Here is a 22,206-nt window from a genome sequence, read left to right on the forward strand (position 1 = left end):
GTGAGGTTACCGTGGCGTCACCATCACCTTTGCGATCGTTAAGTCCGTCCCGGCCGTGTGGGTGCGGACCCTGGAAGGAGCCGTCATGGCCGCAGTCGGGCGCCCCCGCCGGTCCTGCCTCGCCGTCCCCGGATCGAGCGTGAAGATGCTCGGCAAGGCCCAGGGCCTCCCCGCCGACCAGGTCTTCCTCGACCTGGAGGACGCGGTCGCGCCGCTGGCCAAGCCGGAGGCGCGGAAGAACATCGTGGCGGCGCTCAACGAGGGTGACTGGGCCGGCAAGACCCGGGTGGTCCGGGTCAACGACCTGACCACGCCGTGGACCTACCGGGACGTCATCGAGGTGGTCGAGGGGGCCGGCGCCAACCTCGACTGCATCATGCTGCCCAAGGTGCAGAACGCCGCCCAGGTGCAGTGGCTCGACCTGACCCTGACCCAGATCGAGAAGACCCTGGGCCTGGAGGTCGGCCGGATCGGCATCGAGGCGCAGATCGAGAACGCCGCCGGTCTGGTCAACGTGGACGCGATCGCCGCCGCCTCGCCCCGGGTCGAGACGATCATCTTCGGCCCGGCCGACTTCATGGCCTCGATCAACATGAGGTCACTGGTGGTCGGCGCCCTGATCCCGGACTACCCGGGTGACCCCTACCACTACATCCTGATGCGCATCCTGATGGCCGCCCGGATGCACGACAAGCAGGCGATCGACGGGCCGTTCCTGCAGATCCGGGACACCGACGGGTTCCGTGAGGTGGCGAAGCGCTCGGCGGCGCTGGGCTTCGACGGCAAGTGGGTGCTGCACCCGGGGCAGATCGAGGCCGCCAACGAGGTGTACTCGCCCGCCCAGGCCGACTACGACCACGCCGAACTGATCCTCGACGCGTACGAGTACTACACCTCGGAGGCGGGCGGGAAGCTCGGCGCGGTGATGCTCGGCGACGAGATGATCGACGAGGCGTCCCGCAAGATGGCGCTGGTGGTCGCCGCCAAGGGCCGGGCCGCCGGGATGACCCGCACGTCGACCTTCACGCCGCCGGCCGGCTGACCCCGCCCGGCGTGGTGCCGGGGCCCGGTCACCGGGCCCCGGATCCACGCGGCGGCGCAGGTCCGGGCGGCGCAGGTCAGTCGACGGTGGTGCCGCCGTCGTAGCTGGACGGGTCCTGGTTGGCCGCCCAGACGATGAAGAACACGATGGCGATGGTGGCGAGTACCGCGATGACGGTGCAGATCCAGCCGATGATGATGCCCGCGAGCGCCATCCCGTCGCCGCTCTCGCCCTTCTCCTTGATCCGCCGCTTGGCCACGTGGCCGAGGATCGCGCCGAGGATGCCCAGGTAGCCGCCGAGGCCGTAGCCGCAGAGACCGACGAAGGAGACGATCGACACCACCATCGAGGCGATGGCGAGGCCGTTGGTCTGCGGGGCCGGGGCGTAGCCGTACACCGGGTAACCCGGCTGCGGGCCGTAGCCGGCCGGCGCGTACGGGTCGGGGGTCGGTGCCCCGTAGCCGGGAGCCGGTGGGGGAGCCCCGTAGCCCGGAGCAGGCGCGGGAGTGCCGTAGTCCGGCGCAGGTATGGCCGGGGCTCCGTAACCGGGGTACGGGTTCGCCGCCGGCTGGCCGTAGCCCGGGTACGCCTCGCCGCCCGGTTGGCCGGAGACCGGCGTGCCGCCGTACGGCAGGGTCGGGTCGGGCGGGGGGCCGGCGGGCTGGCCGAACGGGGCCGGCGAACTCGGGTCGCCGGGTGGAGGGGGATAGGTCATCAGGTCTCTCCGTCGTACGCAGGGTTGCGCCGTCAGGGTAGTCACGATCGACCAGCGGGTCCGCCCCGCCGGTGCACTTCATTGCCGGGGAGTGGTCCAGCGGGCAGGATCACGGCATGGGATTCGACGTACGCGACGAGGCGGTCCCGGTGGCCGAGCCGGTCACCTCCCGACTGGACGGGCGCGTTGCGCTGGTCACCGGGGCGGGCAGCAGCGACGGCATCGGTTACGCGACGGCACGACGACTGGTCGACCTGGGAGCCCGGGTCGCGATCGTCTCCACCACTCGGCGGATCCACGAGCGGGCCGGTGAGCTGGGGGCGACCGGGTTCGTCGCCGACCTGACCGACGAGTCCGAGGTGGGTGCGCTGGCCGATGCGATCACCGAACAGCTCGGCGAGGTGGAGGTGCTGGTCAACAACGCGGGACTGGCGAGCCGGGCCAGTCCGGAGGTGCTGCGCCCGGTGGGGCAGTTGACGTACGACGAGTGGCGCGGCGAGATCGACCGGAACCTGAACACCGCCTTTCTGTGCAGCCGGGCGTTCATCGGCGGCATGGCGGAGCGGGGCTGGGGGCGGATCGTCAACCTCGCGGCGACCGCCGGCCCGATCAACGCGCTGCCCACCGAGGCGGCGTACGCGGCGGCGAAGGCCGGGGTGGTGGGGCTGACCAGGGCGTTGGCCATGGAGATGATCGCCGACGGAGTGACGGTCAACGCGGTGGCGCCGGGCACCATCTACACGGCGGCCTCCACCATGGCGGAGATCAAGCAGGGGCTGGGTACCCCGGTCGGCCGGCCGGGTACGCCGGACGAGGTGGCGGCAGCGATCGCCTTCCTCTGCTCTCCGGCCGCGTCCTACATCACGGGGCAGATGCTGGTGGTCGATGGCGGCAACAGTGTCCGGGAGGCGCAGTTCCGCTAGTTGCTCCGAGCGGGTCGCGCCGGCCCCTCTCGGCGGTGAACCTTTTCACAGTGGGTGTGTGGACTGGTCACCTTGGCCTGGCCGGGCCGTGGGTCGATACTTACCGAACGATTAGTTACCGATCAGTAGGTGTGCCGATCACGGAGGCTGCGATGGCCCGACTCGCCCAGACCCCCGGCCTGACCGACGTGCAGCGGTCGATCCTGGAGACTGTACGGGAGTTCGCCGACAAGGAGATCATCCCGCACGCCCAGCGGCTGGAGCACGCCGACGAGTACCCCACGGACATCCTCGACGGGATGCGGGAGATGGGGCTGTTCGGTCTCACCATCGACGAGGAGTACGGCGGGCTCGGCGAGTCGCTGCTGACCTACGCCCTGGTGGTCGAGGAACTGTCCCGGGGCTGGATGTCCATCTCCGGCATCGTGAACACCCACTTCATCGTGGCGTACCTGATCTCCCAGCACGGCTCGGCCGAGCAGAAGGCGTCGCTGCTGCCCCGGATGGCCACCGGCGAGGTACGCGGCGCCTTCTCCATGTCCGAGCCGGAGTGCGGATCGGATGTCTCGGCGATCAGGTCGAGGGCGGTCCGCGACGGCGACACCTTCGTGCTCAACGGGCAGAAGATGTGGCTCACCAACGGCGCGTACTCCTCGGTGGTGGCCACCCTGGTCAAGACCGACACCGGCGCCGACTCGGTCTACGGCAACATGAGCACCTTCCTGCTGGAAAAGGAGCCCGGCTTCGGGGAGACCGCACCCGGGCTCACCATCCCCGGCAAGATCGACAAGATGGGCTACAAGGGCGTCGAGACCACCGAGATGGTGCTCGACGGGGTTACCGTCCCGGAGTCGGCGGTCCTCGGCGGGCCGGAGAACCTGGGCCGGGGTTTCTACCAGATGATGGACGGCATCGAGGTCGGCCGGGTCAACGTGGCCGCCCGGGCCTGCGGCATCTCCATCCGGGCCTTCGAGCTGGCCATCGCCTACGCGCAGCAGCGCCGCACCTTCGGCCAGCCGCTCGCGAAGCACCAGGCCATCGCGTTCAAGCTCGCCGAGATGGGTACGAAGATCGAGGCGGCGCACGCCCTGATGGTCAACGCCGCCCGGCTCAAGGACGCCGGGCAGCGCAACGACGTCGAGGCCGGGATGGCCAAGCTGCTCGCGTCCGAGTACTGCGCCGAGGTGGTGCAGGAAGCCTTCCGCATCCACGGCGGCTACGGCTACTCCAAGGAGTACGAGATCGAGCGGCTGATGCGGGAGGCACCGTTCCTGCTGATCGGGGAGGGCACCTCGGAGATCCAGAAGACCATCATCTCCCGGGGTCTGCTCAAGGAGTACAAGCTCTGATCGTGGTGGCCGGTGGGCGTCCGGTGCGCCGCCGCATGGGGCGGTGGGCGTACCGGACGCTGTCGAGCTGCTGGCGCAGACGGAGCAGTCGGCGGACGCCGGGCGGCGCGGCGGTGTGCGGCGCGGCGGTGTGCGGCGCGTGTGCCGGGGGTTGCAGTCGGTTCAGTGGCCGAGTGGCGTGGTCTGCGCTGAGTGACGTGGCCTTGTGCCGAGTGGCGTGGTCTGTGCCGAGTGGCGTGGTCTGTGCCGAGTGGCGTGGTCTTGTGCCGAGTGGCGTGGCGGGTGTGGTCACCGGGTTGCGTGGTGGTTGGAGCGTGTGGCGGTGTGCCGGGGGTGCTGCGGGACGGGTCCGGGTGGTGCTGAGGACGGGTCCGGGGTGGCGGCTGGTTGGCTTGGGCCCGCTGCACGCGTAAACGGAGCAGCTCGACAGCGCCGAAGTTGATGACCGTCGCCGTCAGCCGTCAGCCGTCAGCCGTCAGCCGTCAGCCGCCAAACCGTCACCCGATACCGGGACGCTGGTCGTGCTGCCGTGCGCGATAAGGCCCGGGTGGCCCTAGGGCAGCCGGGTCAGGCCGGTGGTGGCCCGTTCGACCACCAGACACCGGTCCTCGACGTAGTCCAGCCCGGCCTCCTCGGCGATCCGGCGGGCCTCCGCCGAGACGATGCCGAGCTGGAGCCAGACGGCCGGCGCGCCGATCGCCACCGCCTGCCGGACCACCTCGACAGCGTCCTCGGCGGGCCGGAAGACGTTGACCAGGTCCACCGGGTGCGGGATGTCGGCCAGGGACCGGTAGACCCGCTCCCCGAAGAGCTCGTCGGCGGTCGGGTTGACCGGAATGATCCGCCAACCGAACCGCTGCATCTGCAACGGGACGCTGTGCGCCGGCTTGCGCGGATCGCGGGACGCACCCACCACCGCGATCGTGGCGGTCCGGGTGAGGATCTGCTTCGCGGTACGCACCCCGCGACTCTACCGCCGGGGACCGCTCAGAGCAGGGTGAGCTGTTCGTTCACCGACGTGGGCGGGGCGGCCGGTGTCGGGCGGGTCGGGGTGGCCCCGGGGCGGGGCAGGCCGTACCGGCGGGCCGCGATCCGGACCCGGGCGGTCAGCTCCCGCTGGTACGTCGCCGGCAGGTAGGAGCCGCCCCGGAACAGCTCCCGGTAGCGGGGAACCAGCCCGGGGAACTCCCGGGCCAGCCACGCGGCGTACCACTCCCGGGCGCCGGGGCGCAGATGCAGCGCGAGTGGCGTCACACCGGTCGCCCCGGCGGCAGCGATCGCGGCCACCGTCTCCTCGATCGAGTCGTCGGTGTCGGTCAGGCCGGGCAGGACGGGTGCCATCAGCACCCCGACGTCGAACCCGGCGTCGCTGAGCATGCGGACGGCGGCCAACCGGCGACGCGGGCTCGGCGTGCCCGGCTCGACCGTGCGCCACAGGGCCTCGTCGACGAAGCCGACCGAGAACGACAACCCGACCCGCGTGACCTCGGCGGCCTGTCGCAGCAGCGGGAGATCCCGCAGGATCAGGGTGCCCTTGGTGAGGATGGAGAACGGGTTGGCGAAGTCCCGCAGCGCCCTGAGGATCTCCGGCATGAGCCGGTAACGGCCCTCGGCGCGCTGGTAACAGTCCACGTTGGTGCCCATCGCGACCGGCGCACCGCGCCACCGGGGCGCGGCCAGCTCCCGGCGGATCAGCTCCCCCGCGTTGACCTTGACGATGATCCGCCGGTCGAAGTCGGCGCCGGCGTCCAGGTCGAGCCAGGTGTGTGTGTTGCGGGCGAAGCAGTAGACACAGGCATGGCTGCACCCCCGGTAGGGGTTGATGGTCCACTCGAACGGGACCTGGGAGGTGCCGGGCACCCGGTTGATGATCGACTTTGCCCGGACCTCGTAGAACGTCATGCCGGCGAAGCCCGGGGTGTCGAAGGTCCGGACGGTCGCGCCGGGCAGCGCCAGCGGCAGGAGTGGTGCCGCTGGCGCTGCCGTCCGGGGAACTCCGTCGACCGGGGGAGCGGTCAGGTGTTCCCAGCGCATGGCCCATATTCGAACACGCGTACGACAGAAGTGCAAGCCGGTGCGGCGCCGTTCCCCCGGACGGGGCAGGATGGAGGCATGACCAGCACCGGCACCTTCGTCTACGACGGAGACTGCGCGTTCTGCACCAGCTGCGCCAACTTCGTCGAGCGGCGGATCCCCACCCGCGCCCGGGTGGTGCCCTGGCAGTTCGCCGACCTCGCCGACCTCGGGCTGACCGAGGAGGAGTGCGAGCAGGCGGTCCAGTGGGTCGGGGTGGACGGGCGGCGCGCCGCCGGCCCGGACGCCATCGCCCGCCTGCTCGGCGACAGCGGTCCACTCTGGCGGGCCGCCGGTGGAGTGCTGCGGTTCCCGCCGGTACGCCTGCTGGCCTGGCCTGCGTACCGCTGGGTGGCCCGCAACCGGCACCGCATGCCGGGCGGTACGGCCGCCTGTGCGCTGCCGCAGGAGGCCCGGGAGCGCCTCTACGGCCCCACCGGGCGGCCGGGTACCACCTGACCGGTGTCGTCGACCTGACCCGCCGGCTGCGGGGCGGGCGGGTCCACCGGGCCGGGTGGCGCCGCAGCGGACCGGGGTGACCGGGCCTGTCGCAGCCAGTGCAGGGGCCGGACCCGTTCCAACGGCAGGAAGCTGGTCATCGCGATCAGATGCGGCGCGAACGAGATGGTGATCGTCGCCATGGTGACCAGGTGGAACGAGTAGAAGAAGCCGATCGTCAGGTGCCGCCACCGCTCCCGGAGGACGAAGACCACCGGGCTGGACAGCTCGAACGCCATGATGCCGAACTGGGCCACGATGAGCAGGTACGGCACCCCGGCGATCAGGTCCGCCAGATCCGTGCCGCGCCGGAGGATGGCGCGGGCCAGCACCGAGCCGGTCATCCACTCCAGGCCCCCGAAGCGCAGCTTCGCCCAGGCCGCCAGGAAGTACGTGCAGATCACCGCGATCTGGGTCACCCGCAGCGCCCAGCCGCCCGCCTCGGTGCGGGTCCGGTCACCGTGCCGGGCGGCCCCGACGGTCGGCAGTACCGCCAAGGCGACGAGCAGGCCGAACCGGTCGTGGTCGACCTTGCCGTAGCTCATCGCGATGATCATCCACTCCAGATAGAGCAGGAAGACCGGCCAGCCGAGTGCCCGTGGGGCGCGGCCGGTCGCGGCGAGCAGGGCGGCACCCAGCAGGACCCAGAAGATCGTGTGGACCAGGAGCGGGGTCGGGGTGGGCAGCGGCAGGATCCGGCCGATGAGCAGCGGCTGGTACAGCTCACCGGGGACGTCCGCGCGGGTCCGTACCCACGGGGTGAAGATCACCAGGTCGGCGGCGACGAAGAGGTAGACCAGGGTGCGGAAGGCGGCCACCCGGCCACGTGGTACCGCCTCGGTCAGCCACCGGCCGACGCTGGTCACGGCGCCCGCCACGACACCACCGTCTCGTCGTGGAACCGGCCGGTGGGTCGGCCGTCCCGGATCCCGTGCCACCGGACGACCACGCGGACCTCGACCAGCGCCGGCGCTGCCGGGTTGCGTTCGGCGTACGCCTCGGCGACCTCGCGCAGCAGTTCCGGCTCGGCGGCGTACCGGTCCTGCTGCCCCTCGATCTCGGCCCGTCGGATGCCGGTACGCCGTTCGTCCAGCGCGACCACCGACCCGGCGCGGTCCACCCCCTCCACCCGGGTGTCCGGGGCGGGCTGGTTGGCGGGGTTGGAGGTCGAGTACATCCGGAACGGCCCGAACGGGAAGTGGTCGTCCGTGCCCCAGAAGGTGCCGGCGAGCAGCAGTGCCGCGCCGACGGCGGTGGCGACCAGCCGGACGGCGCGACCCCGGGTCGTCAACATGTCCATCGGCTGGCGACCATACGCGATATGCACCGCTGCGGGAGTCCCACTCCCGCCTATTCGTTGTGGTACGTCCGGTCAGTCCCCGGGGAAGCCGGTCAGTAACCCGGAAACGCGACCGCGCCGGTCGGGCCCGGGTGGGCCCAACCGGCGCGGTCGGGAACTGCTCAGTGCTTGTGGCCGGCCAACTTCTTCCGTACGTCGTCCATGTCCAGGGCCTCAACCTGCGAGATGACCGACTCCAGGGCCGACTCGGGCAGCGCGCCGGGCTGCGCGAACACGATCACGCCGTCCCGGATGGCCATGATGGTCGGGATGGACCGGATGTCGAACTTCGCGCCGAGTTCCTGCTGGGCCTCGGTGTCCACCTTGCCGAAGACGATGTCCGGGTGCTTCTCGGAGGAGCGCTCATAGACCGGGGCGAACCGCTTACAGGGCCCGCACCACTCGGCCCAGAAGTCGACCAGGACGATCCCGTCCCGGCTCGTCACCTCGTCAAAGTTCGCCGAGGTCAGCTCAACGGTTGCCATTGCTCTCTCCGATCACCGTAGGTTGCCTACGTCGATGGAACCAGGTCGGAACCCGGGGAATTCCCGCCCTGCCGCAATCCAAACCCCGGCCGGGTGAAGTTGCTCATGTTCATCGATGATCCTCGGTCGGTGTGATCGACGCAATCTGCAATTGCATCCTGCAGTTGCGTGACAGGTGGTGATGGGAGCGCTTCCAGGGTCCGGTGAGGTCACGGTCTCGTCAACCTGGGGAATCTGGGGTTGACGAGGGGTGATCTGGCGTGCCTTGATCGATATTTGGCGAGAGCGTGACTACGCTGAGTGCTGTTACAAAATGATAAATGTGACCTCGGTCTCTGTCATAAGTCTTCCTGGCAGCCCCTTCGGTGCGGCAGAATCACATGCATCAGAGCGTGGGCGGCGGGTGCCGGGGAGGGCCCCGCCGCTCATTGCGTCCGGCCCCGGATGAGTCGACTCCGGCCCCGGATCATGCCCCTCGGACCAGTACCCGTTCCGCCCGTGCCATGACCGGGCGGCGACCCGGTGCCCACGTCGGTGTGACCGGTTCGACGCGACGGCGCGGCGACACCGGCCCCGCTGTGACATCTCGCGTCCGTCGGCGCCCACACTCCGGCCTTAACCAGCGGTAAGGCATGCTGTGCCTCACTTCATCGCCGTGGAGTCGGGAGGCACAAAGATGCAGTTCGGCCGCTACTACGAGGAGTTCGAGGTCGGCGCGGTCTACCGGCACTGGCCGGGCAAGACCGTCACCGAGTACGACGACCACCTGTTCTGCCTGCTCACCATGAACCACCACCCGCTGCACATGGACGCCCACTACGCCGGCACGGCGACCCACTTCAAGCGCAACGTGGTGGTCGGCAACTACATCTACTCCCTGCTGCTCGGCATGTCCGTCCCGGACGTCAGCGGAAAGGCGATCGCCAACCTGGAGGTGGAGTCGCTGCGGCACGTCGCGCCGACCTTCCACGGTGACACCATCTACGGCGAGACCACCGTGCTGGACAAGCGGGAGTCCGGGTCGAAGCCGGACCGGGGAGTGGTCTCGGTGGAGACCCGCGGCTACAACCAGGACGGCATTATGGTCTGCGTCTTCCGGCGCAAGGTGATGGTGCCCAAGCGGGAGTACGCCGAGGCGGCCGTGCCCGACGGGGTCGACCCCGAGCGTCCCAGCTTCCCCGAGCCGCGCTAGACACCCGCCCCGCACGGGTGTGGTCCCGGCGGCCACGCCCGCCGGAGCCGGTCGGGTTTCGGCCCGGACGCGTCCCGGCGCGGCGCCAGCGACATATGCTGGCGCCGGAGGTCCCCATGAGCCACTCCGTCGCCGGAGAGCCGCCCTCTACCGGGCACTGGGCCGGCGCACCGGTCGCCGACTACTCGGTCGCGGAATGGGAGCTGTTGACCCGCCTGCCCGGCCAGGTGATCGTCGTGGCCACCGCGCCGGGCCCGGGCCGACCCCGCCGGGGCGTCGCCGAGGGGATCGCCGGCCTGGACGGGCTCGCCGCCGGTCGGGCCTTCGACAGCGACCTGGTCCGGGCCGTCGCCGCAGCCGTCTACGCGGAGTCCGTCGCACCCCGGCCCAGGGCGGACCCGCTCACCGATCTGATCGACGTCCTCGCCTCCTGCCGGGCTGCGGTCCGGGTGCTCGGCCGCCGGGCGGACCCGGCGGACTCCGCCGCCTACCGGCAGTGGGTGCAGTCCGTGGCCGCCCGCGTCTGCCGGGCGTCCGGCGCGGGCGACGGAGACGGGGGCTCCGTGGGGTCGCCGGCCGACCGGCGGTTCCTGGAGCGGCTCGGCGAGGCGTTGGGCCTGCGCTGAGCACCCGTACCCCGCACCCGCCGCCGGGCCGTGGCCCGGTCGCGCCGTACCCTCGACGACCGTGACCGGTGAGCAGCCTGAGGTGGGCGTCGGGCCGTGGCCCGGCGATCCACCGGACGACCCGCGCTACGACCCTGAGCTGCTCGCCGGGGGCGACCGGCGCAACGTGGTCGACCGGTACCGGTACTGGCGGCACGAGGCGGTCGTCGCCGATCTCGACCTGCGCCGGCACGACTTCCACGTCGTCATCGAGAACTGGCAGCACGACTTCAACATCGGCACGGTGGTCCGGAACGCGAACGCGTTCCTCGCCGCCGAGGTGCACATCGTGGGTCGGCGCCGGTGGAACCGTCGGGGCGCCATGGTGACCGACCGTTACCAGCACATCCGGCACCACGAGACGATCGGGGACTTCGCCGACTGGGCCGCCGGCCAGGGACTGCCGGTGGTGGGGATCGACAACCTTCCCGGGTCCCGTCCGTTGGAGACGGTGACCCTGCCCCGCCGGTGCGTGCTGCTCTTCGGGCAGGAGGGGCCGGGGCTCTCCGAAGCCGCCCGGCTCGCCTGTGACCAGCTCTTCTCCATCGCCCAGTACGGCTCCACCCGGTCGATCAACGCCGGGGTGGCCAGCGGTATCGCCATGCACGCCTGGATCCGGGCGCACGCCGGACCACCCCCGGTGGACCCCGGGCCGCCGGTCCCTGGATTCGACGTCGGGCAACCAGTCGAACCCGGGTGAGCCAGGTCGATCCTTACCAATCCGGCCGAACCAGCTCATGATCGGGCGGGTCTCCTTGACTGCGGGGCGGTACGGCGGGACGGTGGGGACGTGAGTGTCGCGGTGAGTTGCCCTCGATGTGGTGGCCGGGTCCGGGCGCCCGACCTGATGAACTCCGACTGGCGCTGTGCCGTCTGCGGGCCGGTACCGCCGTACCACGTACCCGCGCACGTCGGGCCGGAGATCCTGGCCAGCGCCACCGAGCGGATCCGGGGCGGGAAGTCCCCGAAGCCGCTCTGGTGCCCCTGGCCGCTGCCGTCGGGCTGGACCGTCACGGGTGTCGGCTGGGCCGGCGACGACCGGGGCGGGGTACGCGCCACGGTGGTCGCCTGCACCGGTCCGGAGCCGCTCGGTGGTGGCCCCGCCGACCTGATCCTGGTCGCCGAGGAACCCGGGGTCGGCCTCGGTACCCGGTACGCCGGCATCCCGGGTCCCGATCCCGGGCCCGAGTTGGCCGGGGCGCTGACCGAGCCGGGGCCGGGCCATCCGGGACACCTGCCGCACGCCAAGATCCGTGCCGGCGGCCACCCCACTCCACTGTGGCCCGTCGGATCACCGACAGACCGGAGCGCCTACGCCGGCGAGGCTCGGGGAATTTGGCTTCATGCGATAGCCTGGCCGGCGAGCGCGGGTCATGTCCTCGCGGAGGAGATCATCTTGCAGGATCTCACTGAGTGGACACCGCCCGAGCTTGTTTACGGCGCTCCCTCTCCGTACCTGCAGGGGAAGGCTTGACAAGCCGCCCGGAATGGCGGACAACATACGTAGATATTCACGGTAAGAAACGTCACTGATACTCTGGGTACTGTTGCGGTACGGCACCCCGGCGCCGCGTGGAGGGATGGCCCGTCATGGTCAAGAAGGTGCTCACCTGGGCCGGACTTGCGTTTCTGATTTTCTTCATCGCATTCCGTCCCGACTCCGCCGCTGACGTCTTCAAGTCGTTGGGTGGCGGCATCGTGGACATTGCGCAGGGCTTCGGCGACTTCTTCACCAACCTCGTCGCCTAGCCGTCCATGGGACAGCCGCCCGGCGAGCCGCCCGAGCCCGACGACGACGAACGGCGTCGACGGGACCGGGACACCGAACCGATCCCGCGTATCCGGCCCGAAGACGGGCCGGGGCGACCGGACGGTCCGGACGGACCATCCCTTCCGGACGACGGGGGTTACCCGACGGGTAGTGCCTATCCGGGTGAGGACCGGTCGGGCCGGGCCTGGGTCCGCGATCCGGAAGCCGGCTACCAGCCGCCTCAGTTCACTGAGGACGAACTGGCCGGGTTGCGGGTCGACGCCTCGGGTCTGCCCTCGGGCCCGCGACGGGTGCTCCCCCTGGAGGACGAGCCGAGTTCGCTGGTCGCCCGCTACCTCTTCCCCACCGAGCGTTACCGGGGCGAGTGGAAGCGGCACTGGATCCACCTGGCCACGCCACTGCTGGTCGGGATCGCGGCGACCTTCGTCCTCGGGTACCTGTCCGGATTCCTGGCCGGTCAGGACGTCGGGGCGCTGACCACCGTCGCGGTGCTGGCCTGGTTCGTCGTGATGGGCTGGGTCGCCTGGAAGGTCGCCGACTGGTGGTACGACCGATTCATCCTGACCAACAAGCGGGTCATGGTGGTGAACGGGATCATCACCCGTAAGGTCGCCATGATGCCGCTGGCCCGGGTCACCGACATGAAGTACGAACAGTCCCCGACCGGCCGGGCGCTCAACTACGGCACCTTCGTACTGGAGTCCGCCGGCCAGGACCAGGCCCTGCGCGAGATCAAGAATCTCCCCAACCCCAACGAGCTCTACCTGCGTGTGGTTGAGGAGATGTACGAGCCGCAGGCCGTCGAAGCCCGGCTGGGCAAGGAGGCCGACGAGGCCAAGGCCGACGACGGCGCCTGAAGGTTTCCACCCGTTCATCGGAGGACACCCGCACCTTCCGCCGTCGACTCCGGCCGGTCCGGTGTGACAGCCTGCTTGTGGTTCGGGCGGGGGAGGCGATCGGTGGCGGCCAGGGACAGCCTGGAGGAGGAGTTCCGCGAGTTCGTCGCGGCCCGCTCCGCCGCGCTGCTGCGTACCGCCTACCTGCTCGCCGGGGACTGGGCGACCGCCGAGGACCTGTTGCAGACCGCGCTGACCAAGACCTACCTCGCGTGGAAGCGGCTCGGCGGCATCGAGGCGGTCGAGCCGTACGCCCGCCGGGTCCTGGTGAACACCTCGACGAGTTGGTGGCGTCGGCGCTGGCACGGCGAACGCCCCACCGAGGTGCTGCCCGAGCGGGCCGTACCCGACGAGATCGAGCAGCAGGTCGAGCGGGACGTGCTCTGGCAGCACCTGCGTGCCCTGCCGGCCCGGCAACGGGCGGTGCTGGTGCTGCGTTACTACGAGGATCTCTCCGAGGCGCAGACCGCGGCGCTGCTCAACATCTCCCCCGGCACGGTGAAGAGCCAGACCTCCCGGGCACTCGCCACACTGCGCCGCCGGCTCGGTCCGGAGGCCGGGATCGACCTGCCCGGAGGTGCCGACCTGCCGGTCCGCCGGAGCCGGGCGGTGCGGCGGGACGTACCGGACCGGACCACCCGTACGGCGGGTGGGGCTGCACTGCCGGCACCGGCCGCACCGCGCCCACCGGCGGCGGCCGCCGCGTCGCCGGTACGGTCGGCGGACCAGCCGGACGTCCCGGCCGTACCGTCGTCCCCGCCGCCGGCCGTCGCACGGACACCGGTACGGGCAAGTGTGGGAGAACCCCGGTGAACACGTCGTCGCACCTCGACAACCGGACCGACCGGTCCGGGCGTTCACCTTCTGTGGCAGGTGACAGGTTGGAGCGGGCCCTGCGGGACACGTTGTCCCGACAGGTGGCGGACCCTGTCCGGCTCGCCGCCGATCCGGCGGGCCTGGCCATCCGCCGGGGCCGGAACATCCAGCGTCGCCGGGCGATGGCGGGCCTGGCGCTCGCGGCCGTCGCCACAGCCGGGGTCAGCGCCGGGGTCGCCCAGATAGGCGACGCACCGGGTCGGCATCCCGGGCAGATCGTGGTGATCGGTGACCCGTACCCCACCCCCCGGCCGGACGGCCCGACCTCGGCGCCCCTGCTGGTCCTCCCGTCCGGTGCCGACGAGCGTCCACCGGTGGATCTCGTGCTCGGTACGGCGCTGCACACCCCGGACGGCAACCGGATCGACCTGACCGTGGTCGGTGTGGTGGAACGGGCCCAACGGATCTCCGGTGGGTGGCTGGTCGTCGGCGCACCGGCGGCCGATGGTCGTACCCTCTGGTTCGTCGACGGGGAGAACCCGCCGCAGGTGGTGCTCGCCGGAGTCGAGTCGGTGGCGCTGACCACCGACGGGCGGCAGGTCGCCTGGCGGGACGGGACGGAACTCTTCGCCGCCGGCGTGATCGGCGGCAAGGCCCTCGCCACCGTCCGTACCCCGATACCCGCCGAGGCGGTTCCGGTCGGCTTCGTCGGCGACGCCGTGGTGGTACGCCTCGACGCCCCGAGCGCCGGCTACGCCCTCTGGCGGCCGGGGCACGGCGAGTTCACCCCCGTGTGGAACACCGAGACGTCGGCCGTCTACGGCGTACTGCCGGACGGCCGGGTGGTCGGCCAGGTCGTCACGGGCCCGGCCCGCCGACCCTGCCTCGCCCTGCTCGACCCGGCCCGAAAGCTCGCCCCACTGCGTACCGCCTGCAACCTCACCCTCACCCGGGGCGGTGTCGGTCAGGTCTCCCCGGACGGCCGGTGGCTGGTCGCCAACGGCCAACGGCCCGGCGGTCCGACCGGGTCGGCCCTGCTCATCGACCTGAACCGGGCCTTCGACGGTGCGCTGGCACCGGCCCCGGCGGTAGCCGGCCCGCCCCTGACCACACCGGGCCGGTGGTCCGAGCCCGCGACCCTGACGCACGCCGGTCCACGCGGCACGCTGATCCGGATAGCCGCCCCCGCCGTGGCGGCCGGGGGCACCGTGGACCAGACGACGGTGCCGTCGGTCGACGGACTACTGCTGGTGGTCGGGGGCGCGGGCTGACCGGCCGACCGTCGGGTCGTCGTCCGCCGGTAGCGTCGGACCATGACCCGGCCCGCGTACCCGCCCGCTCCGACCACCCGGATCGACCTGCACACCCACTCCACCGCCAGTGACGGCACGCTCACCCCGGCCGAGCTGGTCCGGGCGGCCGGTGCCGCCGGGCTCGACGTGGTCGCGCTCACCGACCACGACACCACCGACGGCTGGGCGCCCGCCCTGGCGGCGCTGCCGGCCGGGCTCACCCTGGTCCGGGGAGCCGAGATCTCCTGCCGGTGGTACGGCGCGGACCCGCCGATCCCGCTGCACCTGCTCGCGTACCTCTTCGACCCGACCGAACCGGCGCTGGCCGCCGAGCTGGCCCGGGTCCGGGCCGTCCGGGAGGTACGCGCCGAGCGGATCGTGGCCCTGCTCAACGCCGACGGGATCGACGTGAGCTGGGCGGAGGTGCTGGCCGGTGCGGCCGGTGGCACGGTGGGCCGGCCGCACATCGCCGCCGCCCTGATCCGGGCCGGGCTGGTCGCCACCACCACCGAGGCGTTCGGGCCGCAGTGGCTCGGGCAGCGGTACCGGCTGCCCAAGGCCGACATCGACGTCTTCCACGCGGTCCGGCTGGTCCGGGCCGCCGGTGGGGTGCCGGTCTTCGCCCACCCCCGGGCCAGCCGTCGGGGTCGGATCGTGCCCGACTCGCTGATCGTCGAGCTGGTCGGGGCGGGCCTGGTCGGCCTGGAGGCCGACCACGAGGACCACTCACCGGCCGAGCGGGCCCACGTCCGGGCCCTCGCCGCCGACCTCGGGCTGGTGGTCACCGGCTCGTCGGACTTCCACGGCACCCACAAGACGGTCCAACTCGGCGCGTACACCACCACCCCGGAGGCGTACGAGCGGATCGTCGCGGCGGCCAGCGGGGTGACCCCGGTCGCTTCCGCCTGATCCGCGGCGCGGCGAAAAAACCCGCCGCTACCGTGATCAGGTGGATCTCAAACTGTTCGGCGAGGTCTTCGTGACCCTGCTGGTCATCACCGACCCGCCGGGCATGATGCCGATCTTCCTCGCCCTCACCGGCCCGCTGCCGGCCCGGGAACGCAACCGCGCGGCCTGGCAGGCGGTGGCGTTGGCCCTGGGCGTGATCGTGGTCTTCGCGGTGGCCGGCCAGACCCTGCTGGCGTACCTGCACGTCTCGCTGCCGGCCCTGCAGGCCGCCGGTGGTCTGCTGCTCGTACTGGTCGCCCTGGAGTTGCTCACCGGCAAGGCCGACGACCCCGGTCAGCAGGCCACCTCGAACATCGCCCTGGTCCCGCTCGGTACGCCCCTGCTGGCCGGCCCCGGTGCCATCGTGGCGACCATGCTCTTCGTGCAGCGCGCCGAGGGGCCGGCGGACTACACCGCGATCGCGTCGGCGATCGTCGCGGTGATGGTGGCGGTCTGGATCGTGCTCCGCTTCTCCGGCGGCATCGTCAAGGTGCTCCGGCCCGGCGGGATCGAGGTGCTGACCCGGATCGCCGGTCTGCTGCTGGCCGCCATCGCGGTGCAGTTGATCGCCGACGCGGTGGCTGCCTTCGTCCGCGACTACCTACAGGCGGGCTGAGCCCGCTCAGGTGTTAACAAGGGGCCCTTCCCATACGGAATGCGTTAAGAAGGGGCCCTTCCTTATGTCGGTGCGGGTGGGTGTCGGGGGTGGATGGCAGGATCGCGGGGTGCGTAGCGCATCCTCGCCAGCCGGCCGGCCCGACCGTCGATCCCAGGCGCCCCGACCACGCTCCGGCGGTGAGCCGGAGCAGTTGGGCTTCGCCGGCATGCCCGAGCGGCTCTTCGTCTGCACACCGAGCAAGCTCGGGGCGTACGCGGACTGCCCACGTCGCTACCGGTACGCGTACGTGGACCGGCCTGCGCCGCCGAAGGGCCCGCCCTGGGCGCACAACTCGCTCGGCGCGAGCGTGCACAACGCGCTGCGCGGCTGGTACGCGCTCCCGGTCGACCGGCGTCGGCCGGAGGCGGTCGCCGGCCTGCTCAAGGGCTCCTGGGTGCGCGACGGCTACCGCGACGAGGAACAGGAGCGGGCCGCCTTCCGGCGGGCACTCGGCTGGCTGGAGTCCTACCTCGACAATCAGGAGCCGGCGGCCGAGCCGGTGGGTGTGGAGCGGGTGGTGGCGGTCAAGACCGCCGTGCTGGCGTTCAACGGCCGGACCGACCGGATCGACTCCCGCCCCGGGCCGGACGGCCCGGAGCTGGTGATCGTCGACTACAAGACCGGCCGGACCGGGTTGGACGCCGACGACGCCCGGGGCTCCCAGGCTCTGGCTCTCTACGCGTACGCGGCCGAGCGGGTCTTCCGCCGCCCGTGCCGTCGGGTGGAACTGCACCACCTGCCCACCGGGACGGTCGCCGCGCACGAGCACAGTGCCGAGTCGCTGGACCGTCAGCTCCGCCGGGCGGAGGAGACCGCCCGGGACATCATGGCGGCCGAGCGGGCGGTGACCGACGGAAACGACCCGGACGAGGCCTTCCCGGCCGCCCCGGGCACCCGGTGCGGTTGGTGCGACTACCGGCGGACCTGCCCGGAGGGCGCGCAGGCGCCGGGCCGGGAGCCGTGGGCGGCCGTGGAGCGCAGCGACTAGCCGGGCGCTCGCTGGCCGGGTCAGGCGGCGGTCGGCGCGGCCGGCCGGTCGGCCGTGCCGGTCGTCCCCGCCCCGGACGTCCCGTCCGGACCGCCGGCCGCGGCGTGCCGGGCCGCCCGGGCCATGGCTGCCTGGTAGATCGGTCCCTCCAGGAACCGCCGGGGTACGGCACCGAGCGCGAGACGCAGCGCGCGCACGCCCACCTCGGCGGAGAGCGCCGTGGTGGGCAGGCCGAGGGTCCCGTACATCCGTCGGGCCCAGGCTGGGAGCAGCCCGAAGGCAGTGCCGGCGATGCCGAGGTACGCCCACCGGGTGGGGCCCAGACTCAGCCCGAGGCGTACCGGCCGGCTCAGCATTCCGGGCGGCGGTGGCGCGGTGAGGAACAGCGCGGTCTCGGCTGCCTCCCGGGTCATCCGCAGGTCGGTGCGGACGTCGGCGTAGTAGTCGGCCACCTCGGCGGCCGTACCGGGGACGGTGGCCGGGTCGAGGCCGACCAGGGCCGCCGACCGGCGCTGCTCGGTGTAGTAGCCGTCGACCTCGTCGTCGGTCAGCGACAGGCCGGCCCGGCGGGCGGTGCTGACGAACGACTCGACCTCGGTGACGTGCACCCAGCGGAGCAGGTCGGGCTCGTCGATGCGGAACTCGGCACCGGTGAACGGATCCCTGGCCCGCATCCGGGCGTGCAGCGCGGTCAGCCGCCGGCCGGCCGCCTGTGCCTCAGCGGTGGTGCCGTAGACGGTGGTGGCCACGTACGTCGCAGTACGCAGCAACCGACCCCACGGGTCGGTCTGGTAGTTGCTGTTCTGCGCCACACCGGCCATCGCCCGGGGGTGCAACGCCTGGAGATAGAGCGAACGGAGACCGCCGACCAGGAGAATCGGCTCCCCGTGCACCTTCCAGGTCGCCGAGTCCGGCCCGAAGAGCCCGAGATCGTCGGATGCCATGGGTCCAAGCGTGCCACGCCCCGCCGGGTGGGCTCAGCCGCAGGGCGTCGACCCGCGTCGACCCGTCGGCTCAGTCGTCGCGTCGACCCGTCGGCTCAGTCGTCGGCGGCCCGCCGGGCCCGGCAGGCTGGGCAGAGCCCCCAGAAGGTCACCTCGGCCTCGTCGACCTCGAAGTCGTGGGCGGTGTTCGGGTCGAGGCAGGGGGCGCTGCCGACCGAGCAGTCGATGTCCTCGATCTCGCCGCAGCCCCGGCAGACCACATGGTGGTGGTTGTCCCCGGCCCGGGCCTCGTACCGGGCGGGACTGCCGGCCGGCTCGATCCGGCGGGACAACCCGGCGCGGGAGAGCGCGCCGAGAACGTCGTAGACCGCCTGGGTGGAGACGGAGTCGAGGCGTTCCCGGACCCGTCGGGTGATCTCGTCGACCTCCAGGTGCCCGCCAGCGGCGAGCACATCCAGCACCGCGAGACGCGGCCGGGTGACCCGCAGGCCACGGGACCGCAGCAGTTCCTCAGCACTGGACATGGCTCCATGACAGCACGGGCCGGCAGGTGCGACAAGACGACCTCCGGCCCGGGGTGGCCCCGGACACATCCGACCCTGGGCGTCCCGCCCGGTCAGCCGTACTCTTGCGGGACTGAACGGGACGTACCTGTCGGAGGTGTCGGGGATGTTCGATGAGTTCTTGGGTCTTCCGGCGCATCCGTTGTTGGTGCACGCGGCGGTGGTGTTCGTCCCGCTGCTGGTGCTGCTCTCGGTCGCCTACGCCCTCGTGCCGCGCTGGCGCCCGAGGACCGGCTGGGCGGTGGCGGTCCTGGCGGTCGCCACCCCGGTGGCGACCTGGTTCGCCAAGGAGTCCGGTGAGGCGCTGGAGGAGGTGTTCAAGGCCAAGGGCTACCCACCGGACATCCTGGCCCAGATCGAGGCGCACGCCGACTACGCCGACGTGCTGTTCCTGGTCACCCTGGCGTTGGCCGTGGTGGCCGGGCTGCTGCTGTTCGTCAGCAGCGGGCACCGCCGGGTGGCCGGCTGGCCGTCCTGGGTGGGGTGGGTGCTCAGCGGGCTGGTGGTCGTACTCGCCGTGCTCGCCGCGGTCTACGTCTATCTGACCGGGGACTCCGGCGCCCAGGCGGTCTGGCAGGGCGTGCTCTGAGTCAGAAGAGCACCCGGGAGCAGAGCAGGCAGATCAGCACCAGCACGACCGCTCCGGCGATCATGCCCACCCCGTAGGTGACCGTGCGGGCGCTCCGCTCGGCCTCGTCCAGCCGGCCGGGGTCCTGGGCGGGCAGCCGCCGGGGCGGGGCGGGGCGGAGGTGCACCGGTGGACGCCAGCCCGCCGCCGGGGGCGGTGCCGTCGGCGGCCCCGGGTAGCCGGGGTCGGGTGGCCCGGCCGGCGGTACCGGCCCGGACGGGCCGGTACCCGGATCCTCGGCGTCGGCCGCAGGCCGGCGCCAGAAACTGTCGTCGGGTCCGGGGGCCGGTGCGGGGCCGGGTCCGCTTGGCGTGGTCACGCCTTCTGACGCTACCAACGGTGTCGGCCGGTGCTACCAACGGCACGGTGCGCGGGCTACGCTTGTCTGTGCTGATCAGGACGGAGGAGTCACAGATGGCCGGGCTGACCGACGACGACCGCATGGTCGACCTGACCGAGGAGCTCGTGGTGCTCCCCGAGCAGACGGTGGACGACACCGACCGGGGCTGGGGCGAGTCCGCGGGCGGCAACGACGACCGGTTGCTGGCCGAGCGCCCGCCGCACTGGGACTGACCCTCCGGCTCCGTATCCCGTACCGGGCCGCCACCAGGCTGCCTGGGCCGGTCAACCGCGTACCACGACCGCCAGCCGACTCCCCTCCGGCAGGCTGATCACGCGTTCCGCCTGCCCGGGTTCGAGCGCGAGATAGAGCGCCGCCCCGTCGACGCCGGCCGTCCCGGATTGGTCGAGCACGTCGAGCACGAGTGCCCGGGATGCCATCAACAGTGGCTCCCCGGTCGTCGACGGCGGTACGGCGAGCAGGTCCACCCGGTGGCCGGGGCGGACCACGGCGAGCGCGGCGGGCTCGGCGAGCCGTACCGGTACGCCGACCGAGCCGGCGGGTAGGCCTGGAGCGCGGGCGGTGGGGCCCGCTGCGGCGGGCCCAGCGGTCGGGCCGGTGCCGGCCGGTGCCGGGCGGCAGGATGGTGTCCCGCGTGCGTACAGCGCCCCGGCGGCGAGCACCAGCAGCACCGCGACCAGCGCGGCCCGCAGCAGGGTGGCCCGGCGCGGTCCGGTCGGCCAGCGCACCGGCCGCAGGGTGGGTTCGGTCTCCCGGCTGTCCTGTCGGCCGGCCATCGCACGCCTCCTCGCCGCCCCCGGCCCGCCGCCGATGGGCGGTACCGGTGGGCAGCAGGAGGTTAGGCGTACGGCGGGGTCACCCGGGGCGGCCGACCGCCGGGCTGTGGACAACCGGGGTGCCTGTGGAAAACGCCCGGGACCGCAGTGGATCTGCTATGCGGAGGTGCTGCTGCTGGCGGCCTTGGCGGTGGAGCCACCCGAGCCGGAGCCGGAGCTGGTCGAGCTGCTGGCCGACGAACCGCCGTTGGTCGAGCTGCTGCCCGACGAGGACGAGTCGGATCCGCTCGACGACTCGGGCTTGCCGGCCGGCTTGGTGGTGCCGGGGAGCGACTCCTTGCCCGCCGTCCGGGAGTCCGTCCGGTAGAACCCGGAACCCTTGAAGACGATGCCGACCGAGTTGAACACCTTACGCAGGCGCCCCTGGCACGCCGGGCATTCCGTCAGCGGCGCGTCGCTGAAGGACTGCACCGCTTCGAGCTGGTTACCGCACGCGGTGCAGGCGTACTGGTACGTGGGCACGGTCTCCTCCGGATCTGGCATGCCTGGTTGGCACTCGATACGTTCGAGTGCCAATGGTGCGCCATCGGACCCTGGTTCGTCCAGCCGAGGCGTGACCGGCGCCACTCACGGGGCGGGCAGCACCCGTAACCCCGTGTCAGGAGTGACGACCGCCCGTACCGGCCGGTCGTGCGGTTCGGCGGGTACCCGTTCCACCAGCTCACCGTCGTGCAGCAGGGCCACCGTCAAGGTGTCGGCCGGGACCCGGGACAGCGCCCGGTCGTAGGAGCCGCCGCCCCGGCCGAGCCGCAGACCCCGCTGGTCCACCGCCAGCGCCGGTACCACCACCAGGTCGGCGTCGGCGACGGCGGCCACCCCCAGCAGGGGCCCGCTCGGCTCCCGCATACCCCGGCCGGCCGCCACCAGACCGTCCGGCCCGTCGTACGCCGCCCAGTCGAGGTCCAGGTCGTCCCGGAGTACCGGCAGCAGCAGCTCCGCCCCGGGCGGCAGGGCGGCCCGCAAAACCCCGGGCAGCTCGGGGCCACCCGGCTCGGTGCCCACCGGGACGTACCCGGTGACCCGCTGCGGGCGGAGCCGGCGGACCAGGTCGACCAGTTCGGCGCGTACCCGGGTGGCAGCCTCGACCCGGGTGTCGGCCGGCAGTGCATGGCGGCGGGCGAGCAGTGACCGCCGCAGGTCGGCCTTGTCCCCAACCGTCACATCTGCTCCTTTTGGAAATTCCGGCACGCCACGCCCCTCGCGTAACGCTGATGAACTGGTTGC

At 72.1% G+C, this 22,206-nt stretch carries 29 protein-coding genes; 17 read left to right on the forward strand and 12 right to left on the reverse strand.

Annotated features, from left to right (window positions below):
* Window positions 1-85: 85 nt before the first annotated feature.
* Window positions 86-1,042, forward strand: coding sequence for an HpcH/HpaI aldolase/citrate lyase family protein (locus tag V6U90_RS20655; RefSeq protein WP_334439089.1), 957 nt, complete (start codon window positions 86-88; stop codon window positions 1,040-1,042).
* Window positions 1,043-1,118: 76 nt separating this feature from the next.
* On the opposite strand, the gene V6U90_RS20660 is transcribed toward V6U90_RS20655, so the two are convergent.
* A complete protein-coding gene (locus V6U90_RS20660; protein WP_334439092.1) occupies window positions 1,119-1,757 on the reverse strand; it encodes a DUF4190 domain-containing protein in 639 nt (212 codons plus the stop codon).
* 116 nt (window positions 1,758-1,873) lie between these two features.
* Here V6U90_RS20660 and V6U90_RS20665 point away from each other — a divergent pair, with 116 nt between their 5' ends.
* On the forward strand, window positions 1,874-2,680 hold the full coding sequence (locus tag V6U90_RS20665) for an SDR family NAD(P)-dependent oxidoreductase (RefSeq protein WP_334439095.1): 807 nt from the start codon (window positions 1,874-1,876) through the stop codon (window positions 2,678-2,680).
* Window positions 2,681-2,832: 152 nt separating this feature from the next.
* Complete coding sequence (locus tag V6U90_RS20670) at window positions 2,833-4,029, forward strand: acyl-CoA dehydrogenase family protein (RefSeq protein WP_334439098.1); 1,197 nt, start codon at window positions 2,833-2,835, stop codon at window positions 4,027-4,029.
* 553 nt (window positions 4,030-4,582) lie between these two features.
* Here V6U90_RS20670 and V6U90_RS20675 read toward each other — a convergent pair.
* Together V6U90_RS20675 and V6U90_RS20680 are read right to left on the reverse strand one after the other, a co-directional pair.
* Window positions 4,583-4,990, reverse strand: coding sequence for a CoA-binding protein (locus tag V6U90_RS20675; RefSeq protein WP_334439101.1), 408 nt, complete (start codon window positions 4,988-4,990; stop codon window positions 4,583-4,585).
* A gap of 26 nt (window positions 4,991-5,016) precedes the next feature.
* Window positions 5,017-6,063, reverse strand: coding sequence for an Rv2578c family radical SAM protein (locus V6U90_RS20680; protein WP_334439103.1), 1,047 nt, complete (start codon window positions 6,061-6,063; stop codon window positions 5,017-5,019).
* Between the two features lie 78 nt (window positions 6,064-6,141).
* On the opposite strand from V6U90_RS20680, the gene V6U90_RS20685 reads away from it, so the two are divergent.
* Window positions 6,142-6,561, forward strand: a complete 420-nt coding sequence (locus V6U90_RS20685; protein WP_334439106.1) for a thiol-disulfide oxidoreductase DCC family protein — start codon at window positions 6,142-6,144, stop codon at window positions 6,559-6,561.
* On the opposite strand, the gene V6U90_RS20690 is transcribed toward V6U90_RS20685, so the two are convergent.
* From V6U90_RS20690 to trxA, 3 genes are all read right to left on the reverse strand, one after another.
* The gene (locus tag V6U90_RS20690; RefSeq protein ID WP_334439109.1) at window positions 6,528-7,478 is read right to left on the reverse strand and encodes an HTTM domain-containing protein; all 951 of its coding nucleotides are present in this window, start codon (window positions 7,476-7,478) and stop codon (window positions 6,528-6,530) included. The two genes, V6U90_RS20685 and V6U90_RS20690, sit on opposite strands and share 34 nt — an antisense overlap.
* On the reverse strand, window positions 7,463-7,900 hold the full coding sequence (locus tag V6U90_RS20695; RefSeq protein WP_334439112.1) for a hypothetical protein: 438 nt from the start codon (window positions 7,898-7,900) through the stop codon (window positions 7,463-7,465). The genes V6U90_RS20690 and V6U90_RS20695 overlap by 16 nt, the downstream gene beginning before the upstream one ends.
* 161 nt (window positions 7,901-8,061) lie before the next feature.
* Window positions 8,062-8,424, reverse strand: a complete 363-nt coding sequence (gene trxA / locus V6U90_RS20700) for a thioredoxin (protein WP_334439115.1) — start codon at window positions 8,422-8,424, stop codon at window positions 8,062-8,064.
* 676 nt (window positions 8,425-9,100) lie between these two features.
* On the opposite strand from trxA, the gene V6U90_RS20705 reads away from it, so the two are divergent.
* The 11 genes from V6U90_RS20705 (at window position 9,101) to V6U90_RS20755 (ending at window position 17,650) form a co-directional block, all read left to right on the forward strand.
* Entirely contained in the window at window positions 9,101-9,616 is a 516-nt protein-coding gene (locus tag V6U90_RS20705; protein ID WP_334439117.1) for a MaoC family dehydratase, read from the forward strand.
* A 116-nt stretch (window positions 9,617-9,732) separates the two neighbouring features.
* Window positions 9,733-10,242: a hypothetical protein gene (locus V6U90_RS20710; protein WP_334439119.1), complete on the forward strand. Its 510-nt coding sequence runs from the start codon at window positions 9,733-9,735 to the stop codon at window positions 10,240-10,242.
* A 61-nt stretch (window positions 10,243-10,303) separates the two neighbouring features.
* Window positions 10,304-10,981 (forward strand): TrmH family RNA methyltransferase, encoded by a 678-nt coding sequence (locus V6U90_RS20715; RefSeq protein WP_334439121.1) that lies wholly within the window; start codon window positions 10,304-10,306, stop codon window positions 10,979-10,981.
* Between the two features lie 90 nt (window positions 10,982-11,071).
* Window positions 11,072-11,755, forward strand: coding sequence for a DUF6758 family protein (locus tag V6U90_RS20720; RefSeq protein WP_334439123.1), 684 nt, complete (start codon window positions 11,072-11,074; stop codon window positions 11,753-11,755).
* Window positions 11,756-11,853: 98 nt separating this feature from the next.
* Window positions 11,854-12,030: a hypothetical protein gene (locus V6U90_RS20725; RefSeq protein ID WP_334439184.1), complete on the forward strand. Its 177-nt coding sequence runs from the start codon at window positions 11,854-11,856 to the stop codon at window positions 12,028-12,030.
* Window positions 12,031-12,036: 6 nt separating this feature from the next.
* Entirely contained in the window at window positions 12,037-12,909 is an 873-nt protein-coding gene (locus V6U90_RS20730; RefSeq protein ID WP_334439125.1) for a PH domain-containing protein, read from the forward strand.
* A 102-nt stretch (window positions 12,910-13,011) separates the two neighbouring features.
* Window positions 13,012-13,761, forward strand: a complete 750-nt coding sequence (locus V6U90_RS20735; RefSeq protein WP_334439128.1) for a SigE family RNA polymerase sigma factor — start codon at window positions 13,012-13,014, stop codon at window positions 13,759-13,761.
* 68 nt (window positions 13,762-13,829) lie between these two features.
* Window positions 13,830-15,035, forward strand: a complete 1,206-nt coding sequence (locus V6U90_RS20740) for a hypothetical protein (protein WP_334439130.1) — start codon at window positions 13,830-13,832, stop codon at window positions 15,033-15,035.
* A 42-nt stretch (window positions 15,036-15,077) separates the two neighbouring features.
* Complete coding sequence (locus V6U90_RS20745; protein WP_334439132.1) at window positions 15,078-15,965, forward strand: PHP domain-containing protein; 888 nt, start codon at window positions 15,078-15,080, stop codon at window positions 15,963-15,965.
* 40 nt (window positions 15,966-16,005) lie between these two features.
* Window positions 16,006-16,620, forward strand: coding sequence for a MarC family protein (locus tag V6U90_RS20750; protein WP_334439134.1), 615 nt, complete (start codon window positions 16,006-16,008; stop codon window positions 16,618-16,620).
* A gap of 208 nt (window positions 16,621-16,828) precedes the next feature.
* A complete protein-coding gene (locus tag V6U90_RS20755) occupies window positions 16,829-17,650 on the forward strand; it encodes a RecB family exonuclease (protein ID WP_334439173.1) in 822 nt (273 codons plus the stop codon).
* A gap of 20 nt (window positions 17,651-17,670) precedes the next feature.
* On the opposite strand, the gene V6U90_RS20760 is transcribed toward V6U90_RS20755, so the two are convergent.
* Together V6U90_RS20760 and V6U90_RS20765 are read right to left on the reverse strand one after the other, a co-directional pair.
* Entirely contained in the window at window positions 17,671-18,594 is a 924-nt protein-coding gene (locus V6U90_RS20760; RefSeq protein WP_334439136.1) for an oxygenase MpaB family protein, read from the reverse strand.
* A gap of 95 nt (window positions 18,595-18,689) precedes the next feature.
* A complete protein-coding gene (locus V6U90_RS20765) occupies window positions 18,690-19,118 on the reverse strand; it encodes a Fur family transcriptional regulator (RefSeq protein WP_334439139.1) in 429 nt (142 codons plus the stop codon).
* A 145-nt stretch (window positions 19,119-19,263) separates the two neighbouring features.
* On the opposite strand from V6U90_RS20765, the gene V6U90_RS20770 reads away from it, so the two are divergent.
* Complete coding sequence (locus V6U90_RS20770) at window positions 19,264-19,746, forward strand: DUF2231 domain-containing protein (protein WP_334439141.1); 483 nt, start codon at window positions 19,264-19,266, stop codon at window positions 19,744-19,746.
* 1 nt (window position 19,747) lies between these two features.
* Here the strand turns inward: V6U90_RS20770 and V6U90_RS20775 are convergent, their stop codons facing one another.
* Window positions 19,748-20,104 (reverse strand): translation initiation factor 2, encoded by a 357-nt coding sequence (locus V6U90_RS20775; protein ID WP_334439143.1) that lies wholly within the window; start codon window positions 20,102-20,104, stop codon window positions 19,748-19,750.
* A 74-nt stretch (window positions 20,105-20,178) separates the two neighbouring features.
* Here V6U90_RS20775 and V6U90_RS20780 point away from each other — a divergent pair, with 74 nt between their 5' ends.
* The gene (locus tag V6U90_RS20780; protein WP_334439175.1) at window positions 20,179-20,358 is read left to right on the forward strand and encodes a hypothetical protein; all 180 of its coding nucleotides are present in this window, start codon (window positions 20,179-20,181) and stop codon (window positions 20,356-20,358) included.
* A 51-nt stretch (window positions 20,359-20,409) separates the two neighbouring features.
* Here the strand turns inward: V6U90_RS20780 and V6U90_RS20785 are convergent, their stop codons facing one another.
* The 3 genes from V6U90_RS20785 to V6U90_RS20795 form a co-directional block, all read right to left on the reverse strand.
* Window positions 20,410-20,922 carry a flagellar biosynthesis protein FlgA gene (locus tag V6U90_RS20785; protein WP_334439145.1) on the reverse strand — a complete coding sequence of 171 codons (513 nt, stop codon included), beginning with the start codon at window positions 20,920-20,922 and terminating at the stop codon, window positions 20,410-20,412.
* 156 nt (window positions 20,923-21,078) lie between these two features.
* Entirely contained in the window at window positions 21,079-21,465 is a 387-nt protein-coding gene (locus V6U90_RS20790; protein ID WP_334439148.1) for an FmdB family zinc ribbon protein, read from the reverse strand.
* 84 nt (window positions 21,466-21,549) lie between these two features.
* Window positions 21,550-22,170, reverse strand: coding sequence for a 5-formyltetrahydrofolate cyclo-ligase (locus tag V6U90_RS20795; protein ID WP_442933632.1), 621 nt, complete (start codon window positions 22,168-22,170; stop codon window positions 21,550-21,552).
* Window positions 22,171-22,206 lie beyond the last annotated feature (36 nt).

Source organism: Micromonospora sp. CPCC 206060 (assembly GCF_036906895.1).
Lineage (GTDB): Bacteria > Actinomycetota > Actinomycetes > Mycobacteriales > Micromonosporaceae > Micromonospora.